Consider the following 15,814-nt stretch of genomic DNA (forward strand, 5'->3'; position numbering starts at 1 on the left):
AGGAAAGGGAGAAAATATGTTTGATACGAAGGAAATAGGCAGGAAAATTTCAGAATTCAGAAAGGTCAGTAATATGACACAGATGGAGCTGGCGGATCGACTGAATATCAGCTTTCAGGCAGTGTCCAACTGGGAAAGGGGAAACTCCATGCCGGATATTTCGAAGCTGCCTGAGCTTGCGGAGCTGTTTGGCATTAGTATTGATGAACTGCTGGGAAAAAAATCAGAGCTGATTACCAATATAATTGAGGGAGATATAGAAGAGTTTTTAGGAAATACGCTGGTAGCTGCAGAAGAACTGAAGGAGGCTGCCCCTATTTTACAGCCGGCTCAGATTGAAAGAATTGTGGAGAATGCAAAGCAGGAATTTGAACTGGGAGAAATGACTGAATTGCTGCCCTTCATTAACCAGGATACGATAAATAAGCTGGCATACAGGGCGGCTGAAAACGGCAGGTATGATGATATCGAGGATGCGGCTCCGTTCCTGGAGCAGAAGGTTATCGTCGATACCGTAAAAATGATGATAGCAGACAGAAAAAATATAGAAGATATTGCGCCGTTTATAGAAAGAAGCAGCATGGGTGAGCTTGCAGGCATGATTTATGAAAATGATGGACTTGCCGGAGTGGAGGATATTCTGCCGTTTATTCCAAGGGAAATCCTTCAGGAAATTGCTGAAAAAGAATATGAAAGAGGCGGTCATGATTTTGATGTTATAGCCCCCTTTTTGGACAAAAAGTATCTGAATGAGCTTGCCATAAGATTGCTTCGGGACAAGCGGATAAAGGATCTGGAAAATACTATAGCTTTTGTGGATACTAATGTGCTGAGTGAATTTATTCAGGAAAGCCTGGGATAACGAGAGTGTTTCAGCCAGGTAGATAGTATAAAAATATTTGTCTCAGGAAAGAAGAGTCTCCTTTTGAGTTAGAATCAAAATATTAAGATTCTTATTCAAAAGGAGTATTTTTATATTATAGTTGATATCAACAAAACTTGCAGGGAGGCTTTGGAGTGTTGTATTCTGTTGTGTTTAGTGCCTATATATTTTGCCAACGTTCTTGAGAGAAATAATTCGAGTGGATGGAATGGAAAAGGTAATACATTAATTATTAATTTAAATGATAATATGTATGACAAGTTGAGAAAAAATGAATAAAGAACTTTGGATTTTTCTCGACTAATTAAGCAAAAATTGTGCAAATAGCCATATTTTATTTTTTTGGGACTAATTTGTTGTAAAAAGATGTCTAATGTGATATATACTACATATAAGTTGTAAATACTGTTGAGATTAAAACTTGTATTACTTGTCAGTCAATTGAAAGGGTGGTATAACAAAATGGAGCGGACATTAAATCTGATTTTTAAAGAAAAAATTATTGCGATTATCAGAGGAATTGAACGGGATGCCATCCTGGATATGGCACGGGCGATTAAAAAAGGCGGCATAAGCTGTCTTGAGATTGCTCTGGATCACAGTACAGCCGGCTCTGTAAGGAATGCATATGAATTAATTACTTTGCTCAAAAAGGAATTTGGAGAGGAACTATGTGTTGGAGCCGGAACCGTTTTGAGCGAAGAAGAGGTTTGGCAGTGTGCCAGGGCTGGCGCTGCTTATATTATTTCTCCGAACACAAACTGTGCTGTAATTCGAAAAACGAAGCAATTAGGATTAGTTTCCATGCCCGGAGCATTCACTCCATCAGAGGTCGTAATGGCTTATGAAGCAGGAGCTGATATTGTAAAGTTATTTCCTGCTGGAATATTGGGCATAGAGTATATAAAGTCAGTTCGCAGTCCGTTAAAACATATAGCCATGTCGGCGGTGGGAAATGTGACGCCTGAAAATTGTACTGATTTCCTTAATGCGGGATGCTGTTGTGTTGGAGTGGGCAGCAATCTGGCAGACAGAAAAGTAATTGCTTGTGGAGATTTTGAAAAAATAACCAGTAATGCCAGAGAGTATGTACGAAATATAAGAGAGAATGCCTTATAATAAGAGTAAGGTATGAGTTGCGGGGGGATAAGCTGATGAAGAATTATGTGATAACAATTGATGGGGGGACAACGAATACACGTTGTATTTTGTGGGATAATACGAATAAAAAGATGGCGGAGGAGCGGCGAGGTGTAGGCGTAAGAAATACAGCTATTGACGGAAATAACCAAAAACTGAAAGCTGCGGTTAAGGAGTGCCTGGAAAACTTGCTAGCTGCAGAACATTTGGGGTATGATCAGGTTTACAGAATTATTGCCAGCGGTATGATTACATCAGATGTGGGACTTGTGGAAATACCCCATCTGACAGCACCGGCAGGACTTGAGGAACTGGCTCGTGCAGTTGTTCCGGTGAAGCTTGAAGAAATATGTCCGCTGCCGATTTATTTTATTCCGGGAATAAAGAATGCAATAGCAGATATAAGCCTAGACAATTATGAGGCAATGGATATTATGCGTGGTGAGGAAGTGGAAAGTGTTGCGGTGATTGATCGATATTTCAGTGGAAAGCCCATGCTTTTAGTTCTTCCGGGTTCACACAATAAATTTGTCTCTATAAACGATAAGGGAAAGATTGAAGGATGTCTGACATCTATTTCAGGAGAAATTCTTGCTTCTATTACAAATAATACAATTTTGGCGAAATCAGTTAGCCGAGAATATGTGGAAGAAGAATCCTATGATAGAAAATGGCTTTTGGCCGGATATCGAAATGCCAGAAAGACAGGACTGGGCAGAGCTTGTTTTTCTGGAAGGATACTGAATCTTTTTGCAGAGACAGATACAAGAAAAATTGCAAATTATATTCTTGGGGCAAGTCTTCAGGGGGATATTGAGGCGATTCAAAATTCGGATGCTATAAAAATATATGAAAATATGGATATTATTGTGTGCGGGAAGAATCCTCTCAGACAGGCACTGGTTGATATTCTGAAGTTTGAAGGCGTGGGTGGGGAAATCCGTAGTTTTGTCTCGGAAGAAGAGAATGCAACAGCGGCTCTTGGGGCATATCTTGTGGCATTAAAATCAAATATTATATGATAGGTGGTTTGAATGTTTTATAAAAAATAAAAAGGAAGTGACGTCAAACGAATGAGTTCATCAGAACATAAAAATGTAACCGAAGATGTAGTGGACTATTTAAAACAGAAGATTATGGACGGAACCTGGAAACCAGGTGATAAAATCAGTTCTGAAAACGAGCTGACTGCATGCCTTTCTGTAAGCAGGGCAAGCGTCCGTTACGCGATTCAGCATTTGATTGCGGTTGGCGTGCTGGAAAGCTTTCAGGGCAAGGGAACATTTGTTAAAACGAAGCCCATCAGTGATATCGAGCAGAAATTAAAAACGTTGTATAATAATACAAGTGTGGAGCAGCTTGTTGAGTTTCGTATTATTATTGAGGGAGAGAGCTGCAGGCTGGCAGCACAGCGTATGACTGAGGACGCTTTGAATCGTATGAAAATCCATCTTGTAAATATGATGAACAGTATATCCGACAGGGAAGCTTTTATCAATGAAGATATTGCTTTTCATAAAGAAATACTGAAAACGACAGGAAATGATCTAATCGTACGAAGCATGGAATATATTATGGGACAGATTGAATCTCAGCATCATGCGTTTAATACAGAAGATAAGTTCTCTACTGCGGTGGAATGGCATCGGAAGATATTGCTTGAACTTGAAAAAGGGAATGGAAGAGAAGCGGCCCGTTGTATGAAGAAGCATCTGCTGGACAGCGCAAAAGTGTAGGTGGAAGGAAAAAGAACAGGAGAGGTATGCATATGGGAATTTTTTTGTTCTAACTTGTCATACAACTTAATTTTATAGAAAGTTAAGTTGTATGAAGAATTGGCAAAAATTGGTAATGAAAGGGGTATGTCATGAAAAAATTTTTAAGGAAAAACAGTTTAAATCTGTTCTATTTACCTGCATTAGTGTTGATGTTGTTTTTTATAGCCTTTCCATTGTTTAATGGATTGCGGCTCTCATTTTATAACTGGAACGGATATTCTCAGAATAGGAGATTTGTGGGAATTGATAATTACGTTAATATGTTGTCCGACAGAAGTATGCGGACAGTATTTCTAAATACATTGTTGTATGGGTTCGGTTCCACGATCCTGCAGAATATATTCGGATTGGCTACAGCGCTGCTTGTAGACTCTAAGTTTAAAGGACATACGGCAGTTAGGACATTTATTTATCTTCCAATCATGATATCCGGTCTTATCATGGGTTACATTATGTATTATTTCCTACAGTATGATGGAGGAATACTTAATGAGATTTTGGGCTGGTTTGGACGGAAACCGGTGGACTGGCTTGCAGATTCCTCACGAGGGAGGATTATCATTCTGCTTGTCAACAGTATTCAGTATTATGGCAATGCCATGGTTCTGTATCTGGCAGGGCTTCAAGGCATTCCTGCATTATATTATGAAGCTGCTGAAGTGGACGGCGCTACTGCCATACAGCGTTTTCGTTATGTAACCATGCCTTTGCTGATTCCGGCGATTACATCTGCAGTAATTGTTAATCTGATCGGAAGTCTGAAACTAAATGATGTAATTGTTTCCTTAACAAACGGAGGACCCGGGCATGATACACATTCACTTTCTACTTTTATAACGCTAAATTATTTCAGATTGGAAAAGGCCGGGTATGCTTCAGCAATTGGGGTGTTTATGTTTGTATTTATTATGCTGGTTTCCAGTGTCACAAACAGATACTTCAGGAAAAGGGAGGTGGAATATTAATGATAGGGAAAACATGGAAAAAATATATTAGAAAGCATTGGTGGAAATACATTTTAGGCTTAATTCTTGTTTTTTTGACAATGATGCCATTGTATGTATTGATTGAAATGTCTTTGAAGGAGCCTACAGATTTGGCTTCCCGTCTGACCTGGCCCAACTATATTTACTTTGATAATTACATAAAGGTTCTTAAAGAAAATAATATGCTTAATGCCTATAAAAACACCTTAATCGTGACGATAGGGACAGTTACGGTGGAAGTTTTCTGTGGATGTTTGGCAGCTTATCCATTGGCCAGAAAACAGACACGGTTCAATGAATTTATCCGCAGTTTAATCCTGGCCATTATGATGGTACCGGCGGTGTCGGTATTGGTGGGTGTATATTCAATTTTGAGTGCCATTCGAGGGATTAATACACTTTGGGCACTGATTTTGATTACTGCGGCATTTGGGCTTCCTCTTTCAATTTTTTTATATACCAATTACATTACGTCTATTCCGCGAGCTTTGGATGAGGCAGCCAGGATAGAAGGGGCTAATTATTTTCAATGTTTCCTATATATTATACTTCCACAGCTCAAGCCGGTGACAGTGTCGGTAATAATCATAAAGGGTGTGCAGGCATGGAACGATTATTTGTATCCCAGTTATATTCTGCAGAAGCCTGAGCTGTATACCAATGTATTGATGGTAAAACAGTATTTTTCTTCAACAAGTTCCAATTTTCAAGGGGCAGCAGCTTGCTGTGCGGTGGCAATGTTACCGGCATTAGTGGCATATATACTGCTCAACCAATATTTTATAAAGGGTGCAATTGACAGCGCTGTTAAATAGAAATGATTACGAGGTGACAAAATCATGAAGGGTGGAGAAGAAAAGAAATATGATGTACTTTGCGTTGGTCTTGCATTGGGAAACATTGTGGTACATCCGTTTCCTGAAAAATTTGAAGGCGGGGATACCATGCAGGTGGAGGAGATTACGGTCATGTGCGGCGGTGACGCTTTTAACCAGGCGACAGTTTTGTCGGCGCTGGGGCATAAAACAGCGTTGATATCCAAGGTCGCAGATGATGTAACAGGAAATATGGTGTTGGATCAGATGAAGGCAAGAGGGGTAGATACCTCTTTGGTTGCTCTGGATAAGGAGATTGGGACAAGTTCCTGTATCGTTATGGTATATCCGGGAGGGCAGAGGCGGTTTTGTACATTTAAAGGGTGTCTGCGAAACTTTGGAGGAAAGGATATCAATTTTGAAGCGGCAAAGCAGGCAAAGATTGTAAGTATAGGTGGACTTTACTCGATGCCGTCTTTTGACAGGGAGGCAAGTATCGAACTATTCCGGAAAGCACGAGAAGGAAAAACAGCTACGGTTCTTGATACAAAATACGATGCTTTTCATATAGGGCTTGCAGGAATAAAAAATCTTCTGGAATATACGGATTATTTTTTCCCGAGCTATGAAGAAGCCTCTTACCTGTCCGGGCTGGAGAAACCGGAAGATATCGTCCATTTTTTTGTTGATAGAGGGGCATTGCATGTTGGCGTTAAGCTGGGAGGAAGAGGCTGTTATCTGTTAACGCAGGGATTTGAGGGGCTGATTCCTTCATTTAAGTCCCCAGTGCTTGATACGACGGGGGCGGGGGATAATTTTATGGCAGGTCTGATACATGGGCTTCTAAATGACTGGAAACTTACCGACAGTGTGCTTTATGCCAATGCGGCGGGGGCCCGTGCTGTATCAAGGCTGGGAGCTACTGATGAAGGGGAGTATATAGAAACAATTAACCATATTTTAATGCAGACTCCAGAAGGGGAGAAACTGGTAAAGGAGGCAGTGAAACAACAATGAAAGAGAATAGGAAAACATTGCGAATAGGCTTTGCGCCTACCCGCCGCGTGCTTACAACTCCAAAGGCTTTCAGTACAGATGAGGCGCTCAGGATAAAAAAGGAAGTGGAAGAATATGTAAAAAAATTTCAAGATGTGGAATGGGTCAATCTGGACAGTATAAATAAAGAAGGGCTTCTGTTTCAGGTATCCGATGTTAATGCCGCCAGTGAGTTATTTAAAAACAAAAAAGTGGATGCTGTATTTTTCCCATTCTGTAATTTTGGTTCTGAGGAAGCTGTGGCGAAAATGGCAAGAGAAGTTGGAAAGCCGGTACTGGTCTGGGGGCCGAGAGATGAGGCGCCGGATGAAAATGGGGACAGACTGCGGGATGCTCAATGCGGAATGTTTGCACTTACAAAGGTACTGCAGCAGTTTAGGGTTAAATATACCTATATATCCAATTGTTGGATGACAGATAAAAAGTTTGACATAGGATTTGAGAACTTCCTGGGGGCTGTATCCATTGTAAAGGCTCTTAATCATTTAAGAATCGGACAAATCGGTGTAAGGCCAGATGCTTTTTGGAGTGTAAAAGCTAACGAGAGAGAATTGATGGAAAAATTCGGAATTGAGATTCATCCGATTACATTGGCGACATTGGATGAGATGTTAAAGATAAATCTCACAGAAAATAACCATTTGGTACGGGAAGAGGTTGATTCACTTAAAGAAAGGTTTCCTAAAAATAAATATAGTGAAGATATTTGGACAAAGATGGCTAATCTGAAACTAACTATTAAAAAATGGTGTGAGGATAATCATTTGTCAGCTGTGTCAGCGGAGTGTTGGAAGCCTATGGCTACCGTAGCAGGAATATCTGTCTGCTTTACTTTTTCAGAGCTGACTGGAGAGGGGATACCAGTCGTCTGTGAATCAGATATTCATGGGGCGGTTTCATCAGTTATCGCTGCCGCGGCAGCCAGATATAGTAGCGCAACGTTTTTAGCGGATCTCACCATTCGACATCCCGTTAATGACAATGCAGAACTTCTCTGGCATTGCGGTGTATTCCCAAGAGTATTGTCAGACGATCCAGATGCAGAAATTGAGCTTCATTTCAATAGAAAAACAGCCGCTGTGGGGCAATGGGAACTGAAGCATGACGATATCACAGTAGTACGCTTTGATGGCGGCAATGGTAAGTATTCCTGCCTGTTCGGACACGGCCGCGGAGTAGATGGTCCTAAGACATTCGGAACCTATCTATGGGCAGAATTTGACAACTGGCCGCTGTGGGAGAGACGATTTATGGAAGGCCCATATATTCACCATTGTGTTGGTGTCTACGGGAAAGTGGCGCCGAGAATCTGGGAAGCTTGCAAATACATACCGGAGTTGGAAGCTGATCCAGTAAAACCTGATGAAAAGGAAATAAGAGATTTTCTGATGTGAAGTGTGAGAAGAATTTCTAAGGCCGTGAAGGACGGGAACTAAGAGCGTTTAAGCTGCATATTGGGAGAAGGTGGGAGGTGTGTTCTTCTGATTCTCACTATATTATTTGAACGCGCGCCGGAGATGCGCAGAGAGGAGTAACATGAAAAAAGAAACGCTTATGAAACAATTAAAAAAAGCCGATGAGGGAGGCTATGCAGTTCCACATTTTAATTTCTCAGATATCTGGGATTTGGAAGCGATCGTAAAGGGGGCTGAGGAGATGCATTCGCCGGTGATCGCGGCGGCATTGCCCAAAGTAAATGACGCTCTGGGAATGCATGTAGTTGGTGCAATGGCAAAAGCACTTGCGGAAAGTGCAAAGGTACCAGTTTATCTGCATCTGGATCATTCTACAGAAGTTCAGGTATCACAGAAAGCCTGTGATGAAAACTATTCCCTGGTAATGCTCGATGCCTCTAAAGAGACTTTGGAAGAGAATATTAAGAGGGTGAAAAAGGTAGTGGATTATGCCCGACCCCGCGGTGTTTTCGTAGAAGGGGAGATTGGTATGATTAAGGGACGTACTGAAGAGGGGAATTATACAGAAGATGATTTTTTGGTTCGAGTAGAAGATGCTGTGGAACTAGCAGAGAAGTCAGGTCTGGATATTCTGGCTGTGGGAATCGGAACAGCACATGGCTTTTATCAGGGAAAACCGGAAATTAATTTCAAAAGACTTGCAGAGGTGAATGAAGCGTTAGAACTTCCACTTGTGATGCATGGAGGGACAGGAATCCCAGAGGAAGATGTGAGACGTGCGATCAGAAATGGAATTAATAAGGTGAATGTAGGTACTATTATCAAATATACGTATCTAAGCACAGTGAAAGAAGTTCTAGACCGGGAAGGACCGACGATCTATACGACAGAATTGATGAAACCTGCGGTAAATGCGGTGAAGGAAGAAGTAAAACGTTGGATCAGGACATGTATGGCAGATGGAAAGGCCTGAAAGAGACAGGGAATGAATGTTGAAAGAAAAATAACTTTCAACATCCTTGATTTGTACATACGCCTTTGGCGTGCAGATAGGAGCAAGGATGAAAGTGGTAATTACAGATTGTGACCATGATAATATCGATATTGAGAAAAGCATATTTTCTGAGGCTGGAATTAGTGTGGACTTAAAAGATGTAACAACAGAAGATGATGTAATTGCAAATTGCCAGGATGCGGATATTTTTATCATTCAGTATGCGCATATCACAGAAAAGGTAATGCAGAATTGTCCGAGACTGAAGTTTGTGGTTCGGTATGGCGTAGGAGTGGATAATGTGGATGTTCTAGCGGCCGCGCGATATGGAATTCAGGTCGGGAATGTGCCGGACTATGGAATGAATGAAGTAGCGGATCACGCAATTTCACTGGCTCTTTCCATGATAAGAAAAATTATGGAAATGAATGAGCTAACAAAGAAAGACAAATGGGATTATACAAAAGCGATCCCAATACACAGGTTCAGTGAAATGACTGTAGGAGTAATCGGTCTTGGAAGGATTGGAAGGAACTTTGCAGAAAAAATGCATTCAATCGGATTTCATGTTATAGGCTTTGATCCATACTACAAGCCAACTTCTGAAACTAAAAAGTACGTATCTGCTGTTTCCATGGATGAACTGATTGTAAAGTCGGATATTATATCCATTCATTGTCCGGCCGAGGAAAATCAAAATCTGATTGGAGCGGCGGCTTTCAAAAAAATGAAAAACAGCGCAGTGTTGATAAATGTGGCCAGAGGCGGGATCGTAAATGAAGCAGATTTGAAGCAAGCTCTTGAAAACGGAGAGATAGCCGGCGCGGCGTTGGACTGTATGATTGGAGAGCCGGTAAGCAAGGATTCTCCGCTATTTGGACTGAAAAATCTGATTGTAACACCGCATATGGCATGGTATTCAGAAGAAGCGCAAAAGGAACTGAAAAGAAAGGCAGCACAGGAGGCAGTACGCTTTGCAAAAGGAGAACCGATTCATTATCCTGTAAAATATCTTGAAAGGAAGGTAGTAAAGAAATGAGAATAGCGGTTATCAATGAATTCAGTACAAAAAATAGAAATGGCGATGTACTAAAGGCACTGGAAGAACTGGGATATGAACCTGTGAATCTCGGAATGAAGGATCTTGAGGGTGAACCACAGCTGAACTATCTGGAGACGGCATTTTTATCGGCACTGGCACTGAATCTAAAGGCGGTTGATTTCGTTGTTGGAGGTTGTGGGACTGGCCAGGGATATATGAATGCTCTTCTCCAGTATCCAGGTACGTTTTGTGGCCTTCTGACCGATCCTACAGATGCTTTCCTCTATTCCAGAATCAATGCGGGGAATTGTGTATCGCTGCCGTTAAACAAAGGTTATGGAGGAGTAGGCGGTGACATTAACCTAAAATACATATTTGAAAAGCTTTTTAACGACACATATGGCGGCGGTTATCCTGAAACAAGAAAAGAATTTCAGGCCGATTTAAGAAAGATATTGAATAACCTTTCCCTGAACGCACATAAGTCCATGGAAGAAATTGTAGATACTATGGATGAGACAATATTGAAAAAAGCATTACTTTTCCCGGGAATCAGGGACATGATAGAGGAGGCTCCGGAAAGCGTACTAAAAAAGAAGATAAAGGAATGGTATGAGAAGCAATGAAAACGAAAAACGTAAATGTACTTAATCCGGGGAATTTCCATAAATTCGGAACATATCACAGCATGGTAATCATGGATACAGAACGGCTCGGACCGCCTCCGGTTGAGTTTTATCGGGATATTCTTAAAGTAGATTTCAATGGAAAGAATCCTGCATTTTCAGTGACACAGATTTCACCGAGACCGCTGATTGCCGAAAAGTTTGAATATCACAGTTATACCGGGGAGGCATTCATGCCGCTGGATGGTGATATTTTGATTCATGTAGCTCCGGCGGGAAAGAAGGAGACGGTTCCGTATGATAAGATCGAGATTTTCCTGGTACCGAAGGGAACTATGACGGTGATTAATCCAGGCGTATGGCATGCTGCGCCGTTTGTAAAAGGAGAGAAGCCAATACATGTACTGACGGTGCTTCCAGAACGTACCTATGCAAATGACTGCCAGACGTTACAATTTCCTGAACAGGAAAAAATTCAGATTATTTTGACATAATAACTGCAGCCTTAATCAGTAATTACATTATCGTAAATAGAGCAGAGAGGAATGTGGTATGGAAAGAAAAACTTTTTTTACTGTGCAGGGAAAGCCATTCTATTCCCTGGGAATTCAGACTCATAACTCCAGCAGCAGTACACCGGAATACCTGCAGTATTCCTGGAATGCTGCAAAAAAAATAGAAGCGAATACGGTGGCTGTCCCCGTTTCATGGGAACTGTTTGAGCCGCGGGAGGGTGCATTTCGAGAAGCTTTTGTTACAGATATTATCAGTCAGGCGAGGGAGAATAACCTGAAATTGATTCTGCTTTGGTTTGGAACCTGGAAAAATGGAACAATGGAATATACTCCATCCTGGGTAAAGAAAGATACCGAGAGGTTTCCCCGTGCAGAACTAAAGGATGGCAGGAAAACGCATAATCTTTCCCCTCATTGTCCAGAAAATTTGGAAGCAGATAGGAAAGCATTTTGCCGGCTTTTAGAGGTGGTAAAAAGATTTGATCAAGAATTCAATACGGTAATCGGAGTGCAGATTGAAAATGAGGCAGGTATGCATTCCGCAACGCGTAGGGACTTCAGTAAATTTGGTGATAAAGCATTTAAAGAGAATGTTCCGGAAAGACTGATTACGTATTGTAAAGAAAATCCCAGCTGCTACCTTGCAAAAGAATGGTTAAGGCAGGGGGAGAAGAGCAATGGAAACTGGACGGAAGTATTTGGCGCTGCAGGGGGGGAATGGGTAACGACATGGGCTGTGGCAGCCTATATCGATGAAATTGCCAGGGCAGGAAAGGAAATATATGATATTTTTCTTTACACGAATGCCTGGCTGAATGAGGGGAGGGGGCTGGCTGGTGTAGATTGGCCTTCAGGGACGCCACGCCAGAACAATCTTGATATTTATTATGCGGTTTGTACACATTTGGACAATATCGCACCGGATATTTATCTGCAGGAGGTGACTGGTTATCTGGATGTTTTGAAAACATATTCTCATCCGGAAAAAGGATTCCCGCTCTATGTGCCGGAATCATCCCGCTCTGTATTCAATAGCGGAATGATGTTTGAGGGAATCGGGGATTATGGTTCCATTGGTTACCATATTTTTGGAGGGGAAAGTCTACTGACAGATGATCAAAAAGAACTGAATACGGAAGAAGGTATCAGTATGAAGCATTCGTTCCATATGATCAGGAATGTGGTTCCAGTGCTTCCAGAATATACGGGAACAGACAGGATCCATGGGATTCACCGCAGGGGTATAGAACCTTCTGCCCTCATAGAAGGGCTTTTAGGAGGATGGAGAGCTTATGTGAGTTTTGAGGGAACGATGGATCAGTTTTACAGAATGGATTTTCTGCATAAAGAAGCTTGCTGGGAAGAAACATTGGGAAATAAGGGGGAACCATGCAGAGGATTGCTGCTTCAGGAAAGTGAAAATGTTTTTTATGTGGTGGGACATAAGTTCCGTATTTACTTTCTTCAGGAAGAAGAGGCGGATGGTTCACTAAGTGCTGTGACAGTTTCAGGGAAAAATTTTTCTACAAATGCAGAATATCTGAGTGTGACGGAAGGACATTTTGATGAAACAGGAAGATATTTTCCTGATGTGGTTCGGACAGGGGATGAAACACGTCATGGTACCTATGCGCAGTGGGACAGTAATGTGCTGAGAATTGAACTGATGAAAATATAAAACCCACGATTGATGCTCCGTGCATAGCTGAGGGCCCACTATGCATAGATCAGTTGTTTGCCGATTAGTTTGGCAATGGGATTTATATAGGAAACAAGGAAATGTAAGTAAAGAAAACAGGAGGGAAAAAAATGAAAGGAAAGAAATGGATCGCATTATTTTTATGTGTTACCACATGTTTCAGCCTGATGCTTGGCGCATGTGGACAGAGCGGAGAAACGGCAGCAGAGCCAGATGGCGCAGGGAAAGCATCAGTAGAGGAAAGTGAAAAACAGAATGAAATGGAAGAAACTGCAAAATCTGATGTGACACTGGAGCTTGCTGTGACATGGACGGATGAAGTTCTCGCTAAATTCCGGGAAGTGGCGGATGAATATACGGCAGAGACTGGAGTAAAGTTCGATATTGTTGCCCCCGGGCAGGAATATGAATCTCAGCTTAAAGTAAGAATGGCTAATAATGATCTTCCGGATATGTGGATGACTCACGGCTGGTCAGTCATTCGTTATAGTGAGTATATGATGGATCTGAGTGGTGAGAACTGGGCATCCGATGTTTCAGATGCAGCAAAAGGCGTAATACAGGATAAAGACGGAAAATTCTATGTTCTGCCCATCTCCATTGTTTTATCCAGTATTTGTTTTAACAAGGATGTCTTGGAACAATCGGGGGTAGACTGGACAAAGTTAAAAACAATGGATGACTTTGACGCTGCCTGCGTAAAAATTCGTGATGCAGGATTTGCACCAGTAATCATATCAGGTATGGATTCTGGAAGTGCGGGTTCTGTGCTAAATCCTTTGCTGTTTATGCAGTTTGCAACACCAACAAGCCCGTCTCATGCTCAGTTGGATTCTCATTTGGATGGTACAATAAATATTACGGAAGAATGGGCTCCCTGTTTTGAAAAGATGCTGGAGTGGCGTGATAATAATTTTTATAATGCTGATTATTTAACACAGGATCAGCCTGGCGGGCATAAGATGCTTGGTAATGGAACCGGCGCTTTTTATTTCAGAAATACGGCTAATATTGCGTCCGCATTGTCTTATTATCCGGATGCCAATCTGGGACTCCTGCCTTTTCCGGCAATGACAGAAGACGGCGGAGCATCCATGTGTATATCTGAAGGAACTACCTTTGGTATTTGGAAAGACACAGAATATGAGGCAGAATGTAAAGATTTTCTTAACTGGTTGGCTCAGCCTGAAGTGGCGGGCAGGTTCTTTGCTTTTGACGGTGGTACTGCGGGGTTAAAAAGTACTCCGGATGACTCTCTGATTGGAAAATTGCATCAGGAGGTTATAGAAGCTTATGGCGAAGATATCTATTATGATAATATTTTTGACAGAAAATATCTGCCCAATGGTGTGTGGAATTCCATGTGTGAAGCTACTTCTATGCTTTTAAACAATACGCCTGTACCTGAAGTTGGGAAATATATGCAGGAAGGGTTTGATTCCTGTTATGCAGAAGCGCAGATGGAAAAATGACCTGTTAACCAGTACATAATTAAATGAACAAGGTATTGATTATGAAAAAAATTACGTTTGTCGGTGCCGGAAGCTTGGTATTTACAAGAAATCTGGTGAAAGATTTAATGGGAATTGAAGCTTTTCGGGATGCCGAGTTGTGTCTCATGGATATTGATGAGAAGAGACTGGAGTATTCGGGCAGATTTGTAGAGAAAATCATCAATGCATTTCATAATCCGGCGGTAATTACGATGACAACGAATCGCAGAGAAGCGCTCAGAGGTGCGGATGGGATTATCTGTACAGTATACAACGGCGGAAATGATGTTCTGAAAACAGAAGTAGATATTCCGTATAAGTATGGTGTCAGTATGAATGTGGGGGATACCAGAAGTGTTGCAGGGATTTTCAGGGCTTTAAGAAACATTCCTCTTATGCTGGATATTTGCAGGGATATTGAAGAGATCTGCCCCGATGCGGTACTTCTTAATTATACGAATCCAATGGGAATGTTGTGCAGTGCAATGCAGAAGTATACGAGCGTTAATATAACCGGACTTTGTCATAGCGTGGTAAATACAGCAGATATGCTGGCCAGATGGATAGAAGCACCGATTGAGGAAATTGATTATACCTGTGCAGGTGTTAATCATCAGGCTTTCTATTTGGAGTTTAAGTGGAACGGAAAAGATGCCTATCCGCTTCTCAGAGATAAAATGCGAGAACCTCAAATTTTGAATGAGGAGCAGGTAAGAAACGAAATTTTCCAGCAATTTGGTTATTATGTGACAGAATCTTCAGGACATAGTTCAGAATATTGTGCTTGGTTTCGGAAGAGAAGAGACTTGATAGAAAAGTATTGTACCCATGGAACCGGATGGAATCCTGGAGAACATGCATTCGCTGTCAATAACAGAATCAAAAGAGAGAAAACTTTATATGAAGATATTGATAAGTGGCTGCAGGAAGAAGAAATTGATCTGGAATCCAGCGGAGAATATGCAGCACATATTTTCAATGCAATATTCGGCGATAGAAAACCATTTGTATTTAACGGAAATGTAATAAATGAAGGATGTATTACCAACTTACCGAAGGAAGCATGTGTGGAAATTCCGATGCTGGCAACCAGAGACGGCTTAAAGAAAATTTTCGTGGGAAAACTGCCGGATAATATAGCAATTCTGGTAAATACAACGGCACAGATAGAAAATCTTGTGGTGGAAGCCTGTATGGAAAAAGACAAAGAAAAAGTCATTAATGCCGTACAGATGGATCCTCTTTGTTCAGCAGTATGCAGTCTACAGGAAATAAGGGATATGTGTGAAGAACTTTTCGTGATAAACAGAAAATATCTGGGTGAATACAAGTAGCATAAAGATATGGAATGTAGAGTATGAAAAGTTACGGC

At 41.4% G+C, this 15,814-nt stretch carries 15 protein-coding genes; all 15 read left to right on the top strand.

Features of this window, described 5'->3' with window-relative positions:
• Positions 1 to 16: 16 nt before the first annotated feature.
• The 15 genes from DXC51_RS13735 to melA all read left to right on the top strand — a co-directional run bounded on the left by DXC51_RS13735 (position 17) and on the right by melA (position 15,776).
• The gene (locus DXC51_RS13735; RefSeq protein ID WP_021634956.1) at positions 17 to 862 is read left to right on the top strand and encodes a helix-turn-helix domain-containing protein; all 846 of its coding nucleotides are present in this window, start codon (positions 17 to 19) and stop codon (positions 860 to 862) included.
• Positions 863 to 1,345: 483 nt separating this feature from the next.
• A complete protein-coding gene (locus DXC51_RS13740) occupies positions 1,346 to 2,002 on the top strand; it encodes a bifunctional 4-hydroxy-2-oxoglutarate aldolase/2-dehydro-3-deoxy-phosphogluconate aldolase (RefSeq protein WP_021634955.1) in 657 nt (218 codons plus the stop codon).
• Positions 2,003 to 2,037: 35 nt separating this feature from the next.
• Positions 2,038 to 3,045 (top strand): 2-dehydro-3-deoxygalactonokinase, encoded by a 1,008-nt coding sequence (locus DXC51_RS13745; RefSeq protein WP_021634954.1) that lies wholly within the window; start codon positions 2,038 to 2,040, stop codon positions 3,043 to 3,045.
• 51 nt (positions 3,046 to 3,096) lie between these two features.
• On the top strand, positions 3,097 to 3,759 hold the full coding sequence (locus DXC51_RS13750) for a FadR/GntR family transcriptional regulator (RefSeq protein ID WP_021634953.1): 663 nt from the start codon (positions 3,097 to 3,099) through the stop codon (positions 3,757 to 3,759).
• Positions 3,760 to 3,890: 131 nt separating this feature from the next.
• Entirely contained in the window at positions 3,891 to 4,766 is an 876-nt protein-coding gene (locus tag DXC51_RS13755; protein ID WP_021634952.1) for a carbohydrate ABC transporter permease, read from the top strand.
• Complete coding sequence (locus tag DXC51_RS13760; protein ID WP_021634951.1) at positions 4,766 to 5,602, top strand: carbohydrate ABC transporter permease; 837 nt, start codon at positions 4,766 to 4,768, stop codon at positions 5,600 to 5,602. The genes DXC51_RS13755 and DXC51_RS13760 overlap by 1 nt, the downstream gene beginning before the upstream one ends.
• Before the next feature lie 24 nt (positions 5,603 to 5,626).
• Complete coding sequence (locus DXC51_RS13765) at positions 5,627 to 6,619, top strand: carbohydrate kinase family protein (protein ID WP_021634950.1); 993 nt, start codon at positions 5,627 to 5,629, stop codon at positions 6,617 to 6,619.
• Positions 6,616 to 8,052 (top strand): L-fucose/L-arabinose isomerase family protein, encoded by a 1,437-nt coding sequence (locus tag DXC51_RS13770; RefSeq protein WP_021634949.1) that lies wholly within the window; start codon positions 6,616 to 6,618, stop codon positions 8,050 to 8,052. The genes DXC51_RS13765 and DXC51_RS13770 overlap by 4 nt, the downstream gene beginning before the upstream one ends.
• 142 nt (positions 8,053 to 8,194) lie before the next feature.
• Positions 8,195 to 9,046 (top strand): class II fructose-bisphosphate aldolase, encoded by an 852-nt coding sequence (locus DXC51_RS13775; RefSeq protein ID WP_021634948.1) that lies wholly within the window; start codon positions 8,195 to 8,197, stop codon positions 9,044 to 9,046.
• 88 nt (positions 9,047 to 9,134) lie between these two features.
• Positions 9,135 to 10,106 (top strand): C-terminal binding protein, encoded by a 972-nt coding sequence (locus DXC51_RS13780; protein ID WP_021634947.1) that lies wholly within the window; start codon positions 9,135 to 9,137, stop codon positions 10,104 to 10,106.
• Positions 10,103 to 10,735 carry an RpiB/LacA/LacB family sugar-phosphate isomerase gene (locus DXC51_RS13785; protein ID WP_021634946.1) on the top strand — a complete coding sequence of 211 codons (633 nt, stop codon included), beginning with the start codon at positions 10,103 to 10,105 and terminating at the stop codon, positions 10,733 to 10,735. Before DXC51_RS13780 ends, DXC51_RS13785 begins: the two co-directional genes overlap by 4 nt.
• The gene (locus tag DXC51_RS13790; RefSeq protein ID WP_021634945.1) at positions 10,732 to 11,229 is read left to right on the top strand and encodes an ureidoglycolate lyase; all 498 of its coding nucleotides are present in this window, start codon (positions 10,732 to 10,734) and stop codon (positions 11,227 to 11,229) included. The genes DXC51_RS13785 and DXC51_RS13790 overlap by 4 nt, the downstream gene beginning before the upstream one ends.
• A 58-nt stretch (positions 11,230 to 11,287) precedes the next feature.
• The gene (locus DXC51_RS13795) at positions 11,288 to 12,928 is read left to right on the top strand and encodes a DUF5597 domain-containing protein (RefSeq protein WP_021634944.1); all 1,641 of its coding nucleotides are present in this window, start codon (positions 11,288 to 11,290) and stop codon (positions 12,926 to 12,928) included.
• Positions 12,929 to 13,059: 131 nt separating this feature from the next.
• Positions 13,060 to 14,421: an ABC transporter substrate-binding protein gene (locus DXC51_RS13800; RefSeq protein ID WP_021634943.1), complete on the top strand. Its 1,362-nt coding sequence runs from the start codon at positions 13,060 to 13,062 to the stop codon at positions 14,419 to 14,421.
• Between the two features lie 41 nt (positions 14,422 to 14,462).
• The gene (gene melA / locus DXC51_RS13805; protein WP_025491663.1) at positions 14,463 to 15,776 is read left to right on the top strand and encodes an alpha-galactosidase; all 1,314 of its coding nucleotides are present in this window, start codon (positions 14,463 to 14,465) and stop codon (positions 15,774 to 15,776) included.
• The last annotated feature ends 38 nt before the right edge of the window (positions 15,777 to 15,814 follow it).

It is taken from the genome of Eisenbergiella massiliensis, from assembly GCF_003435485.1.

Coding starts and splice junctions, on each gene's coding strand:
- DXC51_RS13735 (WP_021634956.1), top strand. CDS start 17: ATGTTTGATACGAAGGAAATAGGCAGGAAAATTTCAGAATTCAGAAAG.
- DXC51_RS13740 (WP_021634955.1), top strand. CDS start 1,346: ATGGAGCGGACATTAAATCTGATTTTTAAAGAAAAAATTATTGCGATT.
- DXC51_RS13745 (WP_021634954.1), top strand. CDS start 2,038: ATGAAGAATTATGTGATAACAATTGATGGGGGGACAACGAATACACGT.
- DXC51_RS13750 (WP_021634953.1), top strand. CDS start 3,097: ATGAGTTCATCAGAACATAAAAATGTAACCGAAGATGTAGTGGACTAT.
- DXC51_RS13755 (WP_021634952.1), top strand. CDS start 3,891: ATGAAAAAATTTTTAAGGAAAAACAGTTTAAATCTGTTCTATTTACCT.
- DXC51_RS13760 (WP_021634951.1), top strand. CDS start 4,766: ATGATAGGGAAAACATGGAAAAAATATATTAGAAAGCATTGGTGGAAA.
- DXC51_RS13765 (WP_021634950.1), top strand. CDS start 5,627: ATGAAGGGTGGAGAAGAAAAGAAATATGATGTACTTTGCGTTGGTCTT.
- DXC51_RS13770 (WP_021634949.1), top strand. CDS start 6,616: ATGAAAGAGAATAGGAAAACATTGCGAATAGGCTTTGCGCCTACCCGC.
- DXC51_RS13775 (WP_021634948.1), top strand. CDS start 8,195: ATGAAAAAAGAAACGCTTATGAAACAATTAAAAAAAGCCGATGAGGGA.
- DXC51_RS13780 (WP_021634947.1), top strand. CDS start 9,135: ATGAAAGTGGTAATTACAGATTGTGACCATGATAATATCGATATTGAG.
- DXC51_RS13785 (WP_021634946.1), top strand. CDS start 10,103: ATGAGAATAGCGGTTATCAATGAATTCAGTACAAAAAATAGAAATGGC.
- DXC51_RS13790 (WP_021634945.1), top strand. CDS start 10,732: ATGAAAACGAAAAACGTAAATGTACTTAATCCGGGGAATTTCCATAAA.
- DXC51_RS13795 (WP_021634944.1), top strand. CDS start 11,288: ATGGAAAGAAAAACTTTTTTTACTGTGCAGGGAAAGCCATTCTATTCC.
- DXC51_RS13800 (WP_021634943.1), top strand. CDS start 13,060: ATGAAAGGAAAGAAATGGATCGCATTATTTTTATGTGTTACCACATGT.
- melA (WP_025491663.1), top strand. CDS start 14,463: ATGAAAAAAATTACGTTTGTCGGTGCCGGAAGCTTGGTATTTACAAGA.